This window comes from Candidatus Enterococcus leclercqii, from assembly GCF_009933135.1.
Lineage (GTDB): Bacteria > Bacillota > Bacilli > Lactobacillales > Enterococcaceae > Enterococcus_C > Enterococcus_C leclercqii.
In genome coordinates this window covers 17,363-34,339 of sequence record NZ_MAEH01000003.1, presented here as the reverse complement: position 1 = coordinate 34,339, position 16,977 = coordinate 17,363, and the positions used below count along the sequence as shown (strand labels likewise).

Here is a 16,977-nt window from a genome sequence, read left to right as displayed (position 1 = left end):
TTTATCATAATCATCGCCCTTTGGACTTGGGTTTTTTATCGTAATTTCAAATTTAGTAAAGTATTGAATCAGTATGCACAAAACTTTCATTTAACGCCTGAAGCTATGGCACATGTCACAGGTCAAAGTCGTTATGACTTTTATTATCTAACCGATAACAAGACGATGGTTTTTTATAGTGGTAACGTAAAAGGGCGAAAGCATATTATTGAAAGTCTAGTAAAGCAGTATGGAAAAATATAGGATTATGCTGAAATTACTAGGCTCTTTTGATGCTAATAATGCAGAAATGAAATAGTTGAATAAATAAACCTTCGGAATCATGCGTACTCCGGAGGTTTATTTGTATTTTATAGGTCGAATCAAAGATCATCAGTCACTCACATTCAAGAATTTGTGATCTTTTCTAGCACCTTAGGTGCTATATTCATAGGCTGCTCTTTACTTTCGAAAAGTTTGCGAAAGATTATTATTCTCTCGTCGAGACCGACGTCCCCCTGTTTGCGGTGAAACGTGAGCGGCTCTATATGATGGAAAAACATAAGGTCCCCTACTTTCGTGTCCCCGGACACCAGACCCGGGACCGACAGGATCATATCTTTCAGTTTGAAGTGACGAAAATAGAGAAAACAAAAATCACCAAGTACCGTTATCTGGGATACAGATGAGTATGGGTGTCAGTTAGCTGTAAAAAAATTGGTGGTGTGATATAATTCGTTTTCACAAAAGAATTATAATTAGGAGGAAAAAGGATGGAAAAGAGGGGTGCTTCAAAGTATCACCGTTTGTCTATTTTTGTTCTGCTGTTGGTTAGCATGTTTTGTTTAAGTACCGAGATTAGTTTTGCGGAAGAAGAGACAGCAACTGTTACTACTGATTTTGTTTTAATTGACAAATTATCTACAGAGGAACAAGGAACTATAATTAAAGGTAATCCAAATACTGAGATTGCACATGATGAAGAAACATTTAGATTAGTGTATAAAGCTATAAGTGAAGACTCAACGGATCAAACAGAAGGTATAAGTGACACCGGAGAAAGCACATCAAATTCAAGTTCAGAACAGATTTCATCAGAATCAAGTACCACGGAAAATTCCATGATACAATCTACTTCAACGGAAGGAAGACAAGAGAAAGCTATTATTCCAACTGAATCGTCTTCTCTTCAAAGTGGAGATACCAAAATTAAGCAGTTCCCTAAAACAGGTGAAAATGGCACAAGTAAAGGTGTTATAGGGATTGGGATTGTTTTGCTGGTTATATCAGGTGGCTTGCTAGTTTGGAAAAGAAAAGATGCGAAAAAAATTCTAATGCTCGCTGTAATCATCGGAGGGACTGGCTTTTCAGCTGTTGCACAGGCTGCATCGCTTGAACTCCCGGCAGCAAAAACCGAAACAATGGTAAAAGGTAGTACGTTTAAACCCGAAACCTCGGTCAATGGTTATGAGTATATTGGTTATATTCATCGTTCGGAAGACAAAGTGGACCCACCAAAACCTGAGGAAAAAGAAGGAAAAGTGATTGTTCATTTTGTCAATGAATCTTTCGAGAAACTGATGGACGATATTGTATTGGTCGGACTTGTTGGAACTGAGTATTCAGCGTCTTTCGAAAATATTACAGATATGACTCTTAAAGAGATCATCGGTGAGATGACTGGAACCTTTACTGAACAGGATATTGAAGTTACGTTTGTATATAGAAAAGTAATTGGTTATGTGAGACTTGATTTCAGTGATATCACCCAGCATACTGGTCGCACTTTTTATGTGCATACACCTGATGGGAAATTCATTCAAGTCATAGTAGAGAGTTTCTTGTTATACGATGTAGGGTATCCCCTGCCAAGTAACGGGATTATTGAGTTAAGAGGTGATGTAGGCGCACCAGTTGCAGTTCCCGATGGTCTTGATTTGAGTGTGCAGTCCTACCCACTTGGGATTGTTTATACTGATGAGAATGGGGAGAAACAAACTGTTCCTTTAGAAGGTAGTACCGCCGATGCTCTAAATGCTGGTCCAGAAGAGTATACACAGGAGCTCCAAGTTCAGCCCTATTACATGAGGGTACCAAACTAAAAGATAATCCTTATACTTTCGAAAAGTACTGGTAAATTATTCGTTTAATAGCAAGAGCGGCAGTCTCAGCGGATATTACTTGAAAAGACCCGATCTTTAAAAGCGCTACTCGATCAATTCCCCACCTCAGGTACCTGAACGGTGCTTAAAATCGCCCTGTGGGACAACAAAAAAGGCAGCCAGTCGGTATTTCCGAACTGGCTGCCTTTTCTATTGCTCATTTGTGCTTGCATAATACATGATGGCTTTTCCTACCAAAAAGATCCCATACCCAACGAGAATAGCGGCTGCTACCTTGAGGAGAACCAGGAGAACTTGAAAAAGAAGGAAAAGTAAACCAAAGATAATTGCAGCAGCAAGTATGAAAGTAATGAAACGACCTAAGAAGTACCCTTCAAAAAATGCAAACACGGTATTGCCCCCTTTCGAGAAACTGAGAAACTGGGATTTACATTGTATTCAATTAACACAGTATAAGTTCGTAAAGCTTTATTACTAGGGAACTATTTCTAGAGTATACCAGTATACTGGTATACTTATGTCGTTCTATAAGCAAATTCAGTTGTCACTTAAAGAATATCATGTAAGATAAACATGATAAAAGATAAACATGACAAAAGATAGATGAGTTAATAGATACAGCTGTTAGGAAAATATTCAAAAAACTGAGGCACTGGACGTTAAACTTTATTCAATCAAGTTGCATAAGGTCGGGATATCTTGTATTTGAATATCTATATCTTAAGTATACCAGTATACTTATGTCATTTTTTCAATAAATCTAACTGTGTCTGATACATTGAATTAAATGCTTCTTGCTGTCGTGTACTGATTTTGGTATTCACATAGTTATCTACGAGTAGATTGATTATCTCATTAACTGTTCCTTTCTGAAGACCTTCTACTTCACCAAGAAAAGGTCTTAGTGTAGATATCTTCAGGTTGACAGCTGGAGATAGTTTTTGTGTGGTAGTAGCTTTGAAACGAGGATCTGCATTTTGATCTTTTGACAAGTCCTTCTTATTAGAAGCTAAGTTTCCTGAGGAAGATTTTTCATCAGGCATTTGATTAGCTGATTTACGTGTAAAGTCATTACTGCCGCTAATATTCACTTCGCGAGATTGTAATGTACTAGAAGAGATTGGATTAGAGATGTTAATCAGAGGAGTGAAATCTTTAGACATCTTATTTACCTCCTTCTAGGACTCGTTTGTGGGTCTCAAGTTCATTTAGAACATCTATGAAAACTTGATGTGCTTTCACATCCCATCCATCTTGAGTACCGGAATAGTTTGTTCCCATGTGAATTCCTTCGACATCGTAAACTTTCAAACGCTCTTGATACTTCACAATTGTATCAAGTATATTTCCACCGTAAAGATCCCTTGCTTGCTGCAGGACCTTATTATCTACTCTGCCCCCTGGTTTTAGCATACAGGGAATGATTCCCAAGACCTGAAGGCGATTATTATATGCATCAGCGAGATATTGCATATAGGCAATATATGTCTGCGCTCCGTCAAGTGACAGTTCTTGAGTCTGTAACACAATAATGCAGTAGTCTGCTGCCAGCATAGCATTATCACTGTAGTCAGAGATGGTTGGGGGAACATCAATATAAATTGCGTCATATTCATCGCGTAATGGCTTAAGGAGTTCATTCAGGTAGGTAATTTGCTTATCTTCATCTTCAGGAAATTTACTAATAAGTATCTTAGTCAAATTTCTGAATGCTGTGTTAGCTCCAATCAGATCGAGATTTGGTAAGATATGCGTTATCGAGTTTCTAAGATCACCACTTTCAAATCCTTCAGTGATCGTTGCAGAAATTTCAGACAAATTTCCGGTTTTGGCCAAAACACGCGTCGCATTACCTTGGGGATCTAAATCAATTACCAATGTTTTTAGGTGTCTATTTACAGCACTAACATAAGACAGCATCGTCACTGCTTTAGTTTTGCCAACGCCACCTTTAAAATTTCCAACAACATAAACTTTACCCATGTCAACATCTCCCTCGTATACTATCGATAACTTTAGTTTAGTATACCAAGCATGATTGAGCAAGTCAATAAAATAATATCCAAAGTATACTAGTAGAAATGTATACTGGTATACTTTTCTACTGCAGTTAACGTATACTGGTATACCGAGATAGAGGTTTTTGATTCATGGCCACTTCAAGAAGGCTATTTTATAAACCTTGCAGAAGACATGCACAAATTTGTAGACAAATACTCGTAGTATACTGGTATACTATGGGTATTTTTTCATAGGTATACCAGTATACCAGTATACTGTAAATTCGGTATACTGGTATACATCAACGATAGTATAAGCATTATTCACTGTTTACAATTAACAACTTATGGGGTATTTTGAGATAAACAAACAAAAACAACCTGACGCCAATCAGGTTGTTCAAGAGTGTTCTCATATTGAATTTTAAGAAAATCCTGCTTGCTAAAGCTGCCGTTGCAACGAACGTACCTTTTTGAATTTCCTAGATTCAGAAAGGCTTAACGTACATGCCATACGTTTAAGTAGGTTACTCACTTCTCCATTATCTTAGCAGGATTTTCGAAAAAATTCAATACTGTGAGCCTTATTTAGGTGTGCTTTTGTAAAAAAGTGAGTAACTTTCTTAAGGTTTATTTCCAGGGAACGCTAGTTTATTTAGTGTTCCCTTTTTTAATTGCTAGGAAACGGAGGTGAGACGATGTTTAACGTCGATGAGATTTGTAATGCAATCCTGCATGGCGGGATTCGGAAAGTGAAGTTCAAAAATTCCAAAATCCAATCAATCAATTATCAGCCTGAAGGCACAAAAGGCGCAATCTTTGGATTTAGGAGCAAAAAGCACATGATCGATGGGCGTGGGATTGTCGTCACTTCCGAGGAAGCGTTGTCTGAAAATGCAGATCGACTGACTCACTGGACACCTAATGTTTACCAGTATGGTACCTACACCAACGCCCAGCGGCTTTTTGTCAAAGGCCATGAGGAGCGAAATCTCAAACAGATCAACTGCTTTGTCATTGATTTTGACAAAGAGCCAGGCTCAAAACTAAGGGACCAGGATATTCTGGATGTGGCTATCGATCTTGATCTTATTCCGACGCTACTCCTGGAAACACCAGGTGGGTACCAGGCATATTTTATCTTGCAGGCACCTTGGTTTATCAGCTCAAAGAACGATTACCAATCCATTCGGATTGCAAAACTAGTGTCACAAAACCTGCGGAAAGCTTTTGCTGAAAATTTGCCGGAGGTTGATTTAGGCTGCAACCATTTTGGGATTGCCCGGATTCCGAGAACGGATAACGTGGTCTATTATTATCCAGCGTTGACCCATAATATGCAAGATCTGATTGCTTGGTCGATGAAACAAGAGCCGGTAGCGACTTACGCTCGTCCAGATCTTCACGTCTTGAAACCAACAAAGCAAATTCAGGAAAAATGGGTCGATCTGCTGCTGAAGAACCCTGAAATTGTCGGAGAAAAAGGCAAGTTTGGCCGCAACAATGTGATTTTTACGCTGTCATTGGCTTACTATGCGTCGAATGTGGACCAAGAACGATGCAGCGATGATATGGATCTGTTCAATTCTGGGTTAACTCGGCCCCTCAAAGCCGCTGAAGTGGATCGAATTGTTCGAAGTGCCTACAGTGGCAAATACCAAGGGGCAAGTACGGTCTATGTATCAGAATTGGTTGCAAACTGGGGCTTAGAATCGCTCTCTGGGACACCACTTTTCAATCAAAATCGCAATGGCTGGGTCAAAGTTAAAAAAGACCGGTCCGAGCGGACCAACTCCCATGTTCATGAGTGGAAAGGCGATCTTTTAGCTTTTCTCGAAACGGAGTGTGTGACCTACCGACCAGAAATCAAACTGACAAAGTCGGAGCTTCAGGCGAGTGTCACCTACAACGGCAAAGCCATTTCTAGAGGCTCACTGGAACGTGCTCTAAAGGAACTCGTGGCTGAAGGCAAACTGTATCTCCAAATGAAAGCCGGTCGTGGGGGCGGAATGATCCTTGCGACTCGAAAAGCTCTGATTCGCACAGTAATCAAAACGAACCAAGTGGTCAAAGAGGCCTATAAACAATCGATTCAGACCTTTTTCCCAGAGGCGCGTAGTTTAACCAAGTTGTTTGAACAGCCCAAAAAAGCCGGTGAAGTCAGTCTTTTCGGGGCGCAAGAAATCCATGCCGGCACAGGCTAAATTTAAAAAGCTAAACTGCCAATACAATATATCTAGGATACAGTCTGGCTTTCTTTCGTTGCAGAAGATTGGCTGCCCAGTGTTTGACTTTTTGTGTCGTTTGACCTACTTTTTAGGAAAACAATCCAGCCGCCTCAGCGGCAGGCACCTTAGTGCCGGTGGATTGCACGTGGGGTAGTGGGTGAGTATGGGGTTGATCTAGTCAAACGCCGGGTTCAGCCCGCCGGCTAGTTTTTGGATTGGTCATAAGATTTTTATTCGAGGAAGGAGTGTCAGGTAGCGGATGGATATGCAAGACTATGAACGCTTGAAAGCGGAATATGATACCTATCGCCAAAAAGCGAAAAAAGCAGTGGACCGCCATTATGGGGATCGGGACCTTTTTCACCCGGTGGGTGGGGATCCCTATTGTCTGTATTGCGAACAATACAACGAGTATTCGGAGAAGATGGCCGAAATCGCAGATCGGATCCAGGCCTTCGAACAAGAGAATTTTGTTGATGATCCGATGGTGGAAATGGTTCAGGATAAGCCTCGACGTGGGGGCCGAAAGTACCGGGTGTACCAGGTGAGGTTTAAGGATGGGGAAGAGTATCTGATTTACGGGTTCCGAATCGAAAGCAGCCTGTTCCTGTTAGGGCGCAAGAAAGAAGACCTAGAGAATTACATTGTGATTCCAGAGCGAATGTATGACACGATCTATCTGGAGAGCCTACACCGAGCGGTGTTGAAACTGTCTAATATCGTGGAAAACCAAAAGGGCAACGGGATCAGAGTATTAGCTAAGCGGGATACTTCACGGCTGAGGATCCTCGGAGAATGTTACAACAAGACGCCGTTTGAGTATATTCGCTATGATCGGAATCAGTACATGCGCTTGTGGGCGTTTTGTGACAACTGCGAAATCACAAAGACCAAGAAGTTCAAGACGAAGGGTCGGGTATCTGTCGCTTATAGTCGTGGGACCTTTGGGATTGAGTATGGGCAAGTGTTGGTCCGCTTTGGTGCGGATATCTACATGGTCTTAACGCAAGAAGAATTCGAAGAGAACTTTGTGCTTGATGAACCGCAGAGCTGGGTGGAAGAAGATTGAGCAAAAAATACAAGTGAAAAACAGTTCTGAGAGCCTTTGTATCAAAATCTGTCTAGGTAAGAAATTGATGGTGTTCTTTTGATAATGATTATAAGATAACAATTATTCGCAAGAAAAAGAACAATTCAGACAATTTATGGAACCCTTTACAATCGCTTGAAATCAAGGTATATTGGCGGTGTCGATCGATTCATCAACTTGGAACTGGGAAAATCGGGAAAGATAAAAAAACCACCAGACCAAGAAGAAGGAAGGGCGGTATAGACAAAAAAGCGTTATTATTCAGTTTTGGCTTGTGAAAAAGATTGCAGTGTGCTATCGTCTAGGTAACATCAGGTAAACGAGCAAGGCACTTTCTTGTTTGTTTCAGTCAGATAAAAAGGAGCACCGAAACCGAGTCTCGCTCTAAATGAATTGGCGTTCGTTTAGGGGTCAGCGACCCGGTCAAGGGCTAATAATCCTGCTAACACAGGATTACGAGCTGCTCCCATTGTCACGACCGATGGCCGCAACAATACTGTTACCATAACAAAATTCGAACGCCGCGTGAACGGAGTTCTTGCGTGGAATTTAGTTTTTTTGGTGACCGAATCTTTTTCGCAAGGCAAAACTTTTTACGCAAAAGGCTTGTGCTGCAAGAGTGATTCGTTTGATGGGCCGGTTGTGCAAAATGGGGAGTCTACGTAATCCGTAGGTTCCCTTTTTTGGTTTTCTGGCAGAAAAATGTGAGAAGTCTTTCCGACTAAGGTATGTGACATTGACAGTAAACATTATAGGGATTTAAGGAACTGAAAGGATGTTGAGTATGACCAAAATTTCAATCTCAAAAAATTGTTTAAGCGAAGCCACCGCAGGGCGGTGTCAAACCTTTTCCAAGCAGTTCTATCGATTTCAGAGCGGCATGCTTATCCGTCAAATTGGGCGATTTGAGCAGGGACATACAAACTATCAAGATTGGGGAACACCGGTTGAAATTGCTCAAATCTTTAATCAGATCAAAGTTTTATTTGATTATGAAGGTCGGGTGATTGCGTTGAGAGCAACGCCGAAAAGCAAGTTGTTAACCTGGCGAAATGTGTCAGTACGAGAAATTGTAGATGGTCTGCGAATAGAGACTTTACCGAATGGGCAGTCTGAAATACTTAATTAACCAGATTTTGACAGTTGGATTTGCTGAAAAGCAAAACAACATTGTTGTTTTTGTAGCAAAGTATCGCTGAGGCGATTGTGATTTGACGGCATGTGTGACGATCAAAAGAGGCACTACATACAATCTTTTGAATTTACACTCAAGGTATCTGCCATTGATCTTGATCAAGTTTACATTCGCCGGTAATGAACAACGCGCAATAAAAGTGGGTTGGAAAACAGGGACAACTCGTTGCAACAAACACACTATATAGATCCGAGGCTTATCAGCGCTGCTACTCAAGGAGCCTCGGGCGAAACGGAGCTTCCGGTTTCCCCGGAAGATGAGCACCGTGTGCAGCATACATCGTGGGATTCGCAAAGACATCTTTACAGATTGAGCGAATATTCAGCCTGCGAAGAGTTTGGGGTATCGATTGCTATAAACCCTGCGACCGATTTTTCGGTAAATCCAACGGTCAAAGTCACCAAAGCACAGAAAGGATGATTGTCATGAACGTACAAAAGGAATGTGCCTGGATCCTAAGAGCAACGAAGCACAAGAAACAAGTGAAGTTTGGGGAGCTAGATCGACTTCGCAAACGCAATCGACAGCTACCCAGTTATTCAGCAAGCGAAAAGCTTCAGATCGTATCTTATCTCGAACGGAATTGCGGGATTACAAAGAGCTACGCGGCCAATCCGGAGGCTCACCAATGTGATATGGTGCTAGTTTTCCCACAAATGCGGAAGATGCAGCAACCAGAGGTTGAAACGGATCGGTATCGTTACGAACGGATTGGTGAACGCCTGTTTTAGCACAAAGGTTCATGTGTTTGACGAAGGGAGCCACACCCCAATAAAGCTTTTTCCCAGATAGCTATACTTGGTGCCTTGCATCAAGTATACGAATCGACTAATCTGATAACGACGTATTTAAAGGAGGAGAAAAAAATGAGTTTGGTTTATAACAACGACAAACCTGCTGGAATATGTAATTCATTTGCGGTTGAAAACGTTCAAGAAACTAGTGATTTTATCAAAATAAATGATTTCATTTTTTTTGCCAATGACTTATCAGAAAATCAAAACATGATTCTTAATTGGCTGCTAGAAGAAACTAAAGATGTTCAAGAGTGTAGTTTTCAACCAACAGGATTAATTATTGAGTTAGCAACAGGGAAATCTTGGGTTCCTCCGCGGTTAGCTAGTTTATGGAGATGTACTGAAGAACACCAAAGGCAACAGATAGTGCTACGGTTTTTAGCAATAAAAAATGGATTTACAGTACGCTAACCACCAAAGGAGAACAACAAAAAAGAGACAGCCGACCACTGGCTGTCTCAACAGTGAACAAGGTACCTGTTTTCCGCCAGGCACAGCTAAATTTTAACAGGAAATCTGATGGTTGCCTATTCTGGATACTTTGCCTTTGTACATTAAAGTTTGTAGTGAAAGGATACATTGATATGAATCAAGACGATACTTTGCCATTTTACGATGGTTGTGGACGGTGGATTAAGCTTGAACAAGGCGAGAAATACACATGCAGTGTGCGTGAGGGCTATATCCTGGCGCTTAAATATGGCGAAACAGAAGAGATTAAACCTGTCTTTAGTGGTAAACTGAAAGTATTCAAGAAAGCGGTTAGAATGGCTGAATGAAGGGAGCAAGACAATGAAAAAGTGGCAAGAGTTAAGCAAAAAAGCGAAGGTTGGATTGATTGGTGGGGCAGCGGTACTTGTCATTGGCGGAACGGCTGGTGCCGTCAAGGTTAATGCAGATAATCAGTATCGCAATCAAAAAAATGAGATTATAAAAAAATTGGCGGCAGCCTCTGAAAAAGGAAATCTCGCCCAAAAAGTCAGTCAGTTGGTGGACAAAGACGGTTTCTTGAAAAAGGATCTCACATCGGATGAGGTAACAAAACTTCAAGCGGAAATCTCCTCGTTGAATGACGAAGTAAAACAGTTCGTGTCTATACGAAATGAGACGGTCAATCTTTCGGATATCGGCACACTGAAAGAAGAATTGGCAGTGGCAGAAAAGAAACTCGCTATTGAAGAACAGCTGAAGGCAGAGCTTACTACCTATGATGGCTGGCTGAAGGCAGATACTGATGTGAAGAAGTTTGTTATAAGTGACGCAGCATCGGTTGAATCCTTGGAAGGTGTAAAAAAAGCGCTCGGTGCAGCAAATTTGACGGAAGACAGTTGGACTAAAAAAATTGAAGATGTCTTGCAAACGGCTGAGAAACAGTTGTCGGATATTGCGACGGCTGAAAAACTGGTCAACAACCTATACAAAGATAAGAAAGTGAACCCGGCTGTTAAACGCGCTGATTATGAAAAAGCCGTCAAGGCTGTAAAAGCACTGACACGCAAGACAAATAAAGATTCGTTGAACAAAAAACTCGATGCGGTGAAGAAAGTCATTGAGGAGCGTGAAGAGGCGGAAAAAGCCAAAAAAGAAGCGGAAGCCAAGAAAAAGGCGGAGGCGGAAGCAGCTGCCAAAGAAAAAGCAGAAGCAACTAAGGATGTCGCTTCCGCAAATGACACCGAAACAGCTAATCAACCTGCCAGTGATCAAAAGACTGATTCGGATTGGTCGGATTCAAATGCTGGTTCCGATTGGAGCGGCTCTTCTAATACAGGCAATAATAGCAACTGGGGTTCTGGATCAAGCAGCAACCAAGGCGCTACAACTGGCGGCAATCAATCCGCTGGAAATGCCAGTGGTGGCTCTTCTAATTCAGGAGGTAACAACAATTCGTCAGGTGGTTCTTCCAGCAATAACAGCGGTTCTACTGGTGGTAATTCAGGATCAACCGGTGGAAATACCGGTGGTGGCTCGACAAGTGGCGGAAATAGCGGAGGCTCCACAGGAGGTAATTCAGGATCAGATGGTGGAACTACCGATGCGGATATGGAAGCGGATGGATGGATTAAGCCTAAATACCCGATTGACAGTAATGAGTTTTGGGATTGGCTAGATAGTATGGGATATTGGGGATATTTCAAATCAGGCGAATGGATCAAACCATATTAGAATATTTAAGCTAGCACTCACAATTGTGGGTGCTTTTTATTATGAGGTAAGAGGTGATTAGTTATGGGAAGTACACGAGATCCACCATCGTTACTCTGTTGGCCGTTTTGAAAACGTAAAAAAGGAGAAAATCATGAAACCTAAAAAGAGTAAGTTTCGAGTGCTTTTGGCACTCTTTGTATTGATTGCACAAGTCTTCGGATCTCTTTTACCGATCAAAGAAGCTTTTGCGGCGGATATTTATCATCCGGAGGAAGTGACCATTGAATACAGCTATGATGAGGTTTATCACATCACTGCCGATTTGGGGGGCGGACGTCGGTTTGAGAACCACCCGACCAATCCATTATATGCAGTTTATGAAGGCAAACGAACGCCTGTCTTCTGTATAGAACCAGGATTTCCAATCGATAATGCAAGCACGCCAGGCTACACTAAGAACCCCCTAACGGGTATTTCTGATAGAGCAAGATTGATTTCTGTACTTTGGAAATATGCTGGTACAGATACCGATACCCAAGAAGTTGCTTCTTGGATGATTTGGAATGAAATTGTGGGATTGAGTAATATTAGTGGAACACGACCCAATGGTACTCCGCTAGATTTTGCTGGTATTAGCGCGAAAATAAATAAGGTAGTAGATGAATATGGACAAAAACCTAGTTTCCATAATCAGTCAGTTGAAATCAAAGTTGGCGACTCTATTACATTAACTGATGGCAATGGCGTTGATCTCTCAAAATTTGACTTTGAAAAGCTAAATTCTGCAAACATTGATTATAAGATTTCAGGCAACAAGCTTACTATTTCTGCTGATAAGAATTCAAATACTCAAGGAACACTGAGAATTCAAAAGTCTATGGAAACGGGCACGCCTGTTGCCTATAAAAAAGCTGGACAACAAACTGTCATGGCCGGTGCTATTGAAGATCCAAACTTTTTTCAAGTCAAAATTGAAGTCATCAAAAATGGTGACCTGAAAATCGTCAAACGCGACAAAGAATCTGGGGACTTGGTGCCAGGAACCAAGTTCGAAGTGACGTTTTCTGATGGTACACCTAAGAAAACTGTCACTACGGGTGCGGACGGTACGGTGACGTTGAAAGATGTTGCGATCGATGGAACCGAAGTAACGGTGAAAGAAATCTCTGTTCCGGCACCTTATGTGGTTGATGGAACAACCTTCAAAGGTAAAATCGTTGCTGGTGAAACTATCGAATTGACTAGCCGCAACATGCGTCAAAAAGGCCAGATCAAAATCGAAAAAAGCGGTCAAGAAACTGGCACAAAACCTTGGAATGAAAATTATTCTTTGGCAGGTAACGAATTCCAGATCCGCAAAGATACGCAAAATGGTCCAATCGTTGCAACATTGACAACTGACAAAGACGGCAAAGCAGAAACGTCTTCTGACGTTTTAAAAGCCTTGGAATTGGGTAAATATTGGGTTGTTGAATCCAAAGCGTCTGCTGGTTTCGTCAATACCTTCAAGCCAACACCTGTTGAGCTCAAATATGCGGGTCAAACCGTGGAATTGGTAATTAATACCTTGAAGGGCGCGAACCAAGAAGTAACTGGTGAAACTACCCTCACCAAAGAAGACAAAGATACCGGTGCTGAAACGCAAGGGAATGCCGTTTTTGATGGGGCCGAATACACCCTGTACTACGGCAAAAACGTGGGCAGCCACAAAGCTGATGAACCGGTTTTGTGGACCGATGAATACAAACCTGTGTTGACTGTGGGTACCCATTCTGAAACGCCGGTTGCTGAAAATGCAGTGACTATCACGCTTGACGACGCTCAAAAAGCTGGCGTCAATCACTTGGCCATCGGATCTTATTATTTCAAAGAGACTAAGGCTCCAATCGGATACACCTTGGATAATACGAAATATCCTGTCGAAATCAAGAAAGTAGACGATAATGCTTCAAATGCTGTGATCAAACAGGACGTCACAGCCAAAGAACAAGTGATCCGGTTCGGATTTAGTTTCTACAAATGGGCAGAAGGCAGCTCCGCCTCCGCCGGTGTCAATGGTTTAGAATTCAAGCTGACTCCGCAAGAAGGCACGAAACCAATCACTGGCGCAGAAGATACTGCGGTGACCGGTCCGAATGCGGCTTCTGGTCTTGACGGCTACGGCCAGTTCAAAAATATCCCAATTGGTGATTGTGCGAAACGTTCGTAATTGAAAAGATTACGCATGACGAAATTGTTATGAACGATTGATTCGAGAAACGGAATGACGGTGTAACGACCCGAAACGTTCCCTCTAATCCTCCGACATGTCCCCTATTTGTGCGAAAGAAGGGGTATGAAGCTCGGTGAAGTCGGCAGAAAGATACCGTCAGGTGAATAAACACAACGAAAAGGCCGTTTAAGGTCCGTATCTGATATGCCGGGAGTCAAAAAAAGCTTGTCAAGGTGAGAATGTCCATTGGACTGACGAACTGATGAATGTACGTCCCTTTAACAATTGACTTGTAGAAATGCAAGTGTAACTTCAGGTTACCTATCTCAAGGATGAGTCGGAATAATCGCTACAAAAATCCTCACGGAGTTACAGGCTCCGTAGTAGATAGAGGGGCATAGTCAGCACCTACCACAAGAACTGATAGAATCAATTGAACGTTGGAAGCTGCTAACGTGGAGATGGCACAGTCTGTGAAGCGTTGTGAGGGAAGTCATAACCTCACTTTATAGCAGGGAAAGCAGAGCCACGACCGATGAACGTTCTGTAATGGAGCGGGAGGAACAGGCTCAAGTCTTCAAAAAAGCACCCCCAAAGGGGTGCCTCATTGCTACGCATTTGCTAAAACAAAAACTACGATTGCACCAAGTATAAGACTGGTGAGAATGATACTGGAGTACACAGAGAGGATCACGAATCCGGAAATACCACTCAGTAATCCGAGACCGCTACCTGCAACAGACCAACCATTCAAATAGTTTATTGCTTTTGGCAATAGATATTTTAGTAAGAAAAAGCCTAGGAAAAGCAAAATGAGGCCAATCAGTAGTGCTTTTTCACCAGCTACCATCCGATCTAAAATATCCATTGATGCAAGTGTATTTGGATCTGGAAGCATAAAATCACCTCCTTTACGTGAGCTAAATTAAGTGTAGTAGATTCACACTAAAAAACAATGAGAAAGAAGATGGAACGCCGTATGCGGTGAAAGTCGCACGTACGGTGTGAAGCAGGGGAAAAGATGGCGATGATTTCAAAGTCTTACCTATTGCTATACAAATTTGAAGAAACCAAAGCGCCAGAAGGCTTCGAACTGATTACACCATTGATGATTAACGTCAAATTCAATGAAAATGAAGAAGACTACGCACAAAGCGACTATGTTTTCACCATTACTGAAGAAGGCAAGGATCATGCGGTCAAAACAATTACTGTTCCTTATAGTGAACTGACAAATGAAGCCTTTACCGTATCTCTAAATAATCTTATGTTGTACGACAAAGAAGCGGGCACCAACGCCATTGCTTCTGATGCGACATGGGCAAACGGTCAAAAACAAACACCCGCAGCTGGCGAAACGAAGCTACAAGACAAAGTAACCTATGATCTGGCGGAAGCTGGAAAATCATGGTACCTGATCTCTAAAGTAGTTGACGTTGACGCAACCAAAGCGGCAATCGAAAACGACGAAGCCGCTGAAGCGGTGGTCATTTCCACGCAAGAAAAAGAAGTCCAAAACAAACTGCAAACTGGGTCATGGACAATGACTCACACCATTGATACTGCGAAATTTGCGAAGAAAACATTGGTGGTTTACAACTATCTGTACGCGTCAAAAGACGCCTACGATGCACAAGAAACCCCAGTTGCTGTTGACGCAGACCTGGATTCTGAAACCCAAAAAGTCACGGTTGATGAAGAAAAAGAACTGCACTATGCGATTGGTTCTGATGCAACATGGGCGAATGGGGCGAAGAATACCACTGCGGAAGGAAAACAAGTCATTAAAGATAAAGTTGCCTACAAGTTGGACGAAGTAAAAGATTGGTACTTGGTGGCTGATGTGATTGATGTTGATGCGACAAAAGCTGCGCAAGCCAAAGACGAAAAGGCCACACCAGTGATTCTTTCTACGCAAGAACAGGAAGTTTCCAACAAGTTTGTGGAAGGCAACTGGTACTTGGAACACACGATTGACACCAAAGATCTGGAAGGTAAAACTTTGGTTGTCTTCAACCGTTTGTTTGCCAGCAAAGAAGCGTTCAAAGCCGGTGAAGCTGCCGTGGCATTTGACACCGACTTAGACTCTAAGACCCAAACGGTCACGGTGGATTCGGAACAAAATATCGTCGATATTATGACCAAAGCCCATGACGGCAAAGGCCAACAAACCTTTACCCACGGAGACGTGCTGAAAATGTACGACGATGTGAAAATCACGAACAGCTTGGTCAAAGGTCAAAAGCAATCCTTTGAAACAATTTTGTATGCAGTCACTCCAGACGGAAAATCACAAGAGATCTGGAAATCTGACCGGATCGATTACACCGCCGATGAAAAAGAATTCGTCAAAACGGTTGTGACCAAAGAAGTAGATACCAGCAAATATCCTGAAGGCACGGTATTTACGTTCAAGGAAATTCACTATGACGGCGAAGGCAAAGAAAACGGGCGTCACAACGACGATCTGAAGGAGAAATCGCAAACCTTGTATCCAACGAAAGCACCAGCACCTACGACACCAAAAGCAGGGATTCTGCCTAAACTTGGCGAAGGAAATACGCTGCCGCTGACATTGATGGGAGTTGGAATTTTGCTGATTGCTGGATACCTGGTAATCCAAAGGAAAAAAGCAACAAAATAAGGCAGCCTCGGTGACGGAAATCACCAAGACTACCCCTACCAAATACGATCACACCGTCTGGTTCGCGCCTGCGGCGTGATCGTTTTTATTGTACGTGAAATCCAAACAAGAAGAAAGGGTCGCCGTATGGAAGAGACAAAACCAATGAAACTAGCGTTGACCGTTGACGAAGGGGTGCATTTATCCTTTGGGCCGAATGTATCCCAGTTACGGAGTATCCACCTGACTGAAAATCGGGTGGCCGAACTGATTGCCAACGGGGTAATCAACCGGAAAACAATTTATGAGGTCACCGAGATCACGCTCATCACGCAAACAAAATTCAAGACGCAGGTTAAACTTGCGCCACTCGATGCCTTAGGTGTCGAAGAAAGTATTCTGATCCACATTGATAGCCAGCGAACCGCGGCCCTAAAAGGGTTACTGCCGATTGTGCGCCAACACCCGTTTACGTTTGTGGTAGATACGAATTATCCAGTGAGTCGTGCGGATCTATACAGTCTGCATAAAGCAAAAGCTGAATCGAATCGCTTCTCGTCGAAGCGGAAGTAATCTTTGGAAAAT

General features: G+C 42.3%; 16 protein-coding genes. 12 read left to right on the top strand and 4 right to left on the bottom strand.

Translation table 11 applies throughout. The features are described from left to right. Nucleotides 1-425: 425 nt before the first annotated feature. Together BAU14_RS14305 and BAU14_RS00650 are read left to right on the top strand one after the other, a co-directional pair. Nucleotides 426-668, top strand: coding sequence for a DUF5960 family protein (locus tag BAU14_RS14305; protein ID WP_337248030.1), 243 nt, complete (start codon nucleotides 426-428; stop codon nucleotides 666-668). Between the two features lie 84 nt (nucleotides 669-752). Continuing rightward, nucleotides 753-2,081, top strand: coding sequence for a MucBP domain-containing protein (locus BAU14_RS00650; protein WP_161898166.1), 1,329 nt, complete (start codon nucleotides 753-755; stop codon nucleotides 2,079-2,081). A 210-nt stretch (nucleotides 2,082-2,291) separates the two neighbouring features. On the opposite strand, the gene BAU14_RS00645 is transcribed toward BAU14_RS00650, so the two are convergent. The 3 genes from BAU14_RS00645 to BAU14_RS00635 all read right to left on the bottom strand — a co-directional run bounded on the left by BAU14_RS00645 (nucleotide 2,292) and on the right by BAU14_RS00635 (nucleotide 4,085). Continuing rightward, nucleotides 2,292-2,492 carry a hypothetical protein gene (locus BAU14_RS00645; protein ID WP_161898165.1) on the bottom strand — a complete coding sequence of 67 codons (201 nt, stop codon included), beginning with the start codon at nucleotides 2,490-2,492 and terminating at the stop codon, nucleotides 2,292-2,294. Nucleotides 2,493-2,845: 353 nt separating this feature from the next. Next, complete coding sequence (locus BAU14_RS00640; RefSeq protein ID WP_161898164.1) at nucleotides 2,846-3,265, bottom strand: hypothetical protein; 420 nt, start codon at nucleotides 3,263-3,265, stop codon at nucleotides 2,846-2,848. Between the two features lies 1 nt (nucleotide 3,266). Then, nucleotides 3,267-4,085, bottom strand: coding sequence for a ParA family protein (locus BAU14_RS00635; protein ID WP_161898163.1), 819 nt, complete (start codon nucleotides 4,083-4,085; stop codon nucleotides 3,267-3,269). A 715-nt stretch (nucleotides 4,086-4,800) separates the two neighbouring features. On the opposite strand from BAU14_RS00635, the gene BAU14_RS00630 reads away from it, so the two are divergent. The 8 genes from BAU14_RS00630 to BAU14_RS00595 all read left to right on the top strand — a co-directional run bounded on the left by BAU14_RS00630 (nucleotide 4,801) and on the right by BAU14_RS00595 (nucleotide 13,766). Next, the gene (locus BAU14_RS00630) at nucleotides 4,801-6,306 is read left to right on the top strand and encodes a primase C-terminal domain-containing protein (protein WP_161898162.1); all 1,506 of its coding nucleotides are present in this window, start codon (nucleotides 4,801-4,803) and stop codon (nucleotides 6,304-6,306) included. Nucleotides 6,307-6,589: 283 nt separating this feature from the next. Further along, nucleotides 6,590-7,399: a hypothetical protein gene (locus BAU14_RS00625; protein ID WP_161898161.1), complete on the top strand. Its 810-nt coding sequence runs from the start codon at nucleotides 6,590-6,592 to the stop codon at nucleotides 7,397-7,399. A gap of 805 nt (nucleotides 7,400-8,204) precedes the next feature. Beyond that, nucleotides 8,205-8,549, top strand: coding sequence for a hypothetical protein (locus BAU14_RS00620; protein ID WP_161898160.1), 345 nt, complete (start codon nucleotides 8,205-8,207; stop codon nucleotides 8,547-8,549). A 491-nt stretch (nucleotides 8,550-9,040) separates the two neighbouring features. Further along, nucleotides 9,041-9,346: a hypothetical protein gene (locus BAU14_RS00615; protein ID WP_161898159.1), complete on the top strand. Its 306-nt coding sequence runs from the start codon at nucleotides 9,041-9,043 to the stop codon at nucleotides 9,344-9,346. A gap of 135 nt (nucleotides 9,347-9,481) precedes the next feature. After that, nucleotides 9,482-9,823 (top strand): hypothetical protein, encoded by a 342-nt coding sequence (locus BAU14_RS00610; protein ID WP_161898158.1) that lies wholly within the window; start codon nucleotides 9,482-9,484, stop codon nucleotides 9,821-9,823. Between the two features lie 173 nt (nucleotides 9,824-9,996). Further along, complete coding sequence (locus BAU14_RS00605) at nucleotides 9,997-10,191, top strand: hypothetical protein (protein ID WP_161898157.1); 195 nt, start codon at nucleotides 9,997-9,999, stop codon at nucleotides 10,189-10,191. Between the two features lie 13 nt (nucleotides 10,192-10,204). Continuing rightward, nucleotides 10,205-11,575: a hypothetical protein gene (locus BAU14_RS00600; RefSeq protein ID WP_161898156.1), complete on the top strand. Its 1,371-nt coding sequence runs from the start codon at nucleotides 10,205-10,207 to the stop codon at nucleotides 11,573-11,575. A 133-nt stretch (nucleotides 11,576-11,708) separates the two neighbouring features. After that, the gene (locus tag BAU14_RS00595; RefSeq protein ID WP_161898155.1) at nucleotides 11,709-13,766 is read left to right on the top strand and encodes an MSCRAMM family protein; all 2,058 of its coding nucleotides are present in this window, start codon (nucleotides 11,709-11,711) and stop codon (nucleotides 13,764-13,766) included. 613 nt (nucleotides 13,767-14,379) lie between these two features. Here BAU14_RS00595 and BAU14_RS00590 read toward each other — a convergent pair. Next, the gene (locus BAU14_RS00590; protein ID WP_161898154.1) at nucleotides 14,380-14,667 is read right to left on the bottom strand and encodes a hypothetical protein; all 288 of its coding nucleotides are present in this window, start codon (nucleotides 14,665-14,667) and stop codon (nucleotides 14,380-14,382) included. A gap of 123 nt (nucleotides 14,668-14,790) precedes the next feature. Here BAU14_RS00590 and BAU14_RS00585 point away from each other — a divergent pair, with 123 nt between their 5' ends. Both BAU14_RS00585 and BAU14_RS00580 read left to right on the top strand, forming a co-directional pair. Then, entirely contained in the window at nucleotides 14,791-16,413 is a 1,623-nt protein-coding gene (locus tag BAU14_RS00585; protein ID WP_161898153.1) for a VaFE repeat-containing surface-anchored protein, read from the top strand. Nucleotides 16,414-16,539: 126 nt separating this feature from the next. Continuing rightward, complete coding sequence (locus BAU14_RS00580) at nucleotides 16,540-16,965, top strand: hypothetical protein (protein ID WP_161898152.1); 426 nt, start codon at nucleotides 16,540-16,542, stop codon at nucleotides 16,963-16,965. Nucleotides 16,966-16,977 lie beyond the last annotated feature (12 nt).

Bases quoted from the DNA above. Each gene is read 5' to 3' on its own strand.
- BAU14_RS00640 (WP_161898164.1), bottom strand. From the start codon at position 3,265: ATGTCTAAAGATTTCACTCCTCTGATTAACATCTCTAATCCAATCTCT.
- BAU14_RS00650 (WP_161898166.1), top strand. From the start codon at position 753: ATGGAAAAGAGGGGTGCTTCAAAGTATCACCGTTTGTCTATTTTTGTT.
- BAU14_RS00625 (WP_161898161.1), top strand. From the start codon at position 6,590: ATGGATATGCAAGACTATGAACGCTTGAAAGCGGAATATGATACCTAT.
- BAU14_RS00600 (WP_161898156.1), top strand. From the start codon at position 10,205: ATGAAAAAGTGGCAAGAGTTAAGCAAAAAAGCGAAGGTTGGATTGATT.
- BAU14_RS00635 (WP_161898163.1), bottom strand. From the start codon at position 4,085: ATGGGTAAAGTTTATGTTGTTGGAAATTTTAAAGGTGGCGTTGGCAAA.
- BAU14_RS00585 (WP_161898153.1), top strand. From the start codon at position 14,791: ATGGCGATGATTTCAAAGTCTTACCTATTGCTATACAAATTTGAAGAA.
- BAU14_RS00595 (WP_161898155.1), top strand. From the start codon at position 11,709: ATGAAACCTAAAAAGAGTAAGTTTCGAGTGCTTTTGGCACTCTTTGTA.
- BAU14_RS00620 (WP_161898160.1), top strand. From the start codon at position 8,205: ATGACCAAAATTTCAATCTCAAAAAATTGTTTAAGCGAAGCCACCGCA.
- BAU14_RS00615 (WP_161898159.1), top strand. From the start codon at position 9,041: ATGAACGTACAAAAGGAATGTGCCTGGATCCTAAGAGCAACGAAGCAC.
- BAU14_RS00580 (WP_161898152.1), top strand. From the start codon at position 16,540: ATGGAAGAGACAAAACCAATGAAACTAGCGTTGACCGTTGACGAAGGG.
- BAU14_RS00605 (WP_161898157.1), top strand. From the start codon at position 9,997: ATGAATCAAGACGATACTTTGCCATTTTACGATGGTTGTGGACGGTGG.
- BAU14_RS00610 (WP_161898158.1), top strand. From the start codon at position 9,482: ATGAGTTTGGTTTATAACAACGACAAACCTGCTGGAATATGTAATTCA.
- BAU14_RS00590 (WP_161898154.1), bottom strand. From the start codon at position 14,667: ATGCTTCCAGATCCAAATACACTTGCATCAATGGATATTTTAGATCGG.
- BAU14_RS00630 (WP_161898162.1), top strand. From the start codon at position 4,801: ATGTTTAACGTCGATGAGATTTGTAATGCAATCCTGCATGGCGGGATT.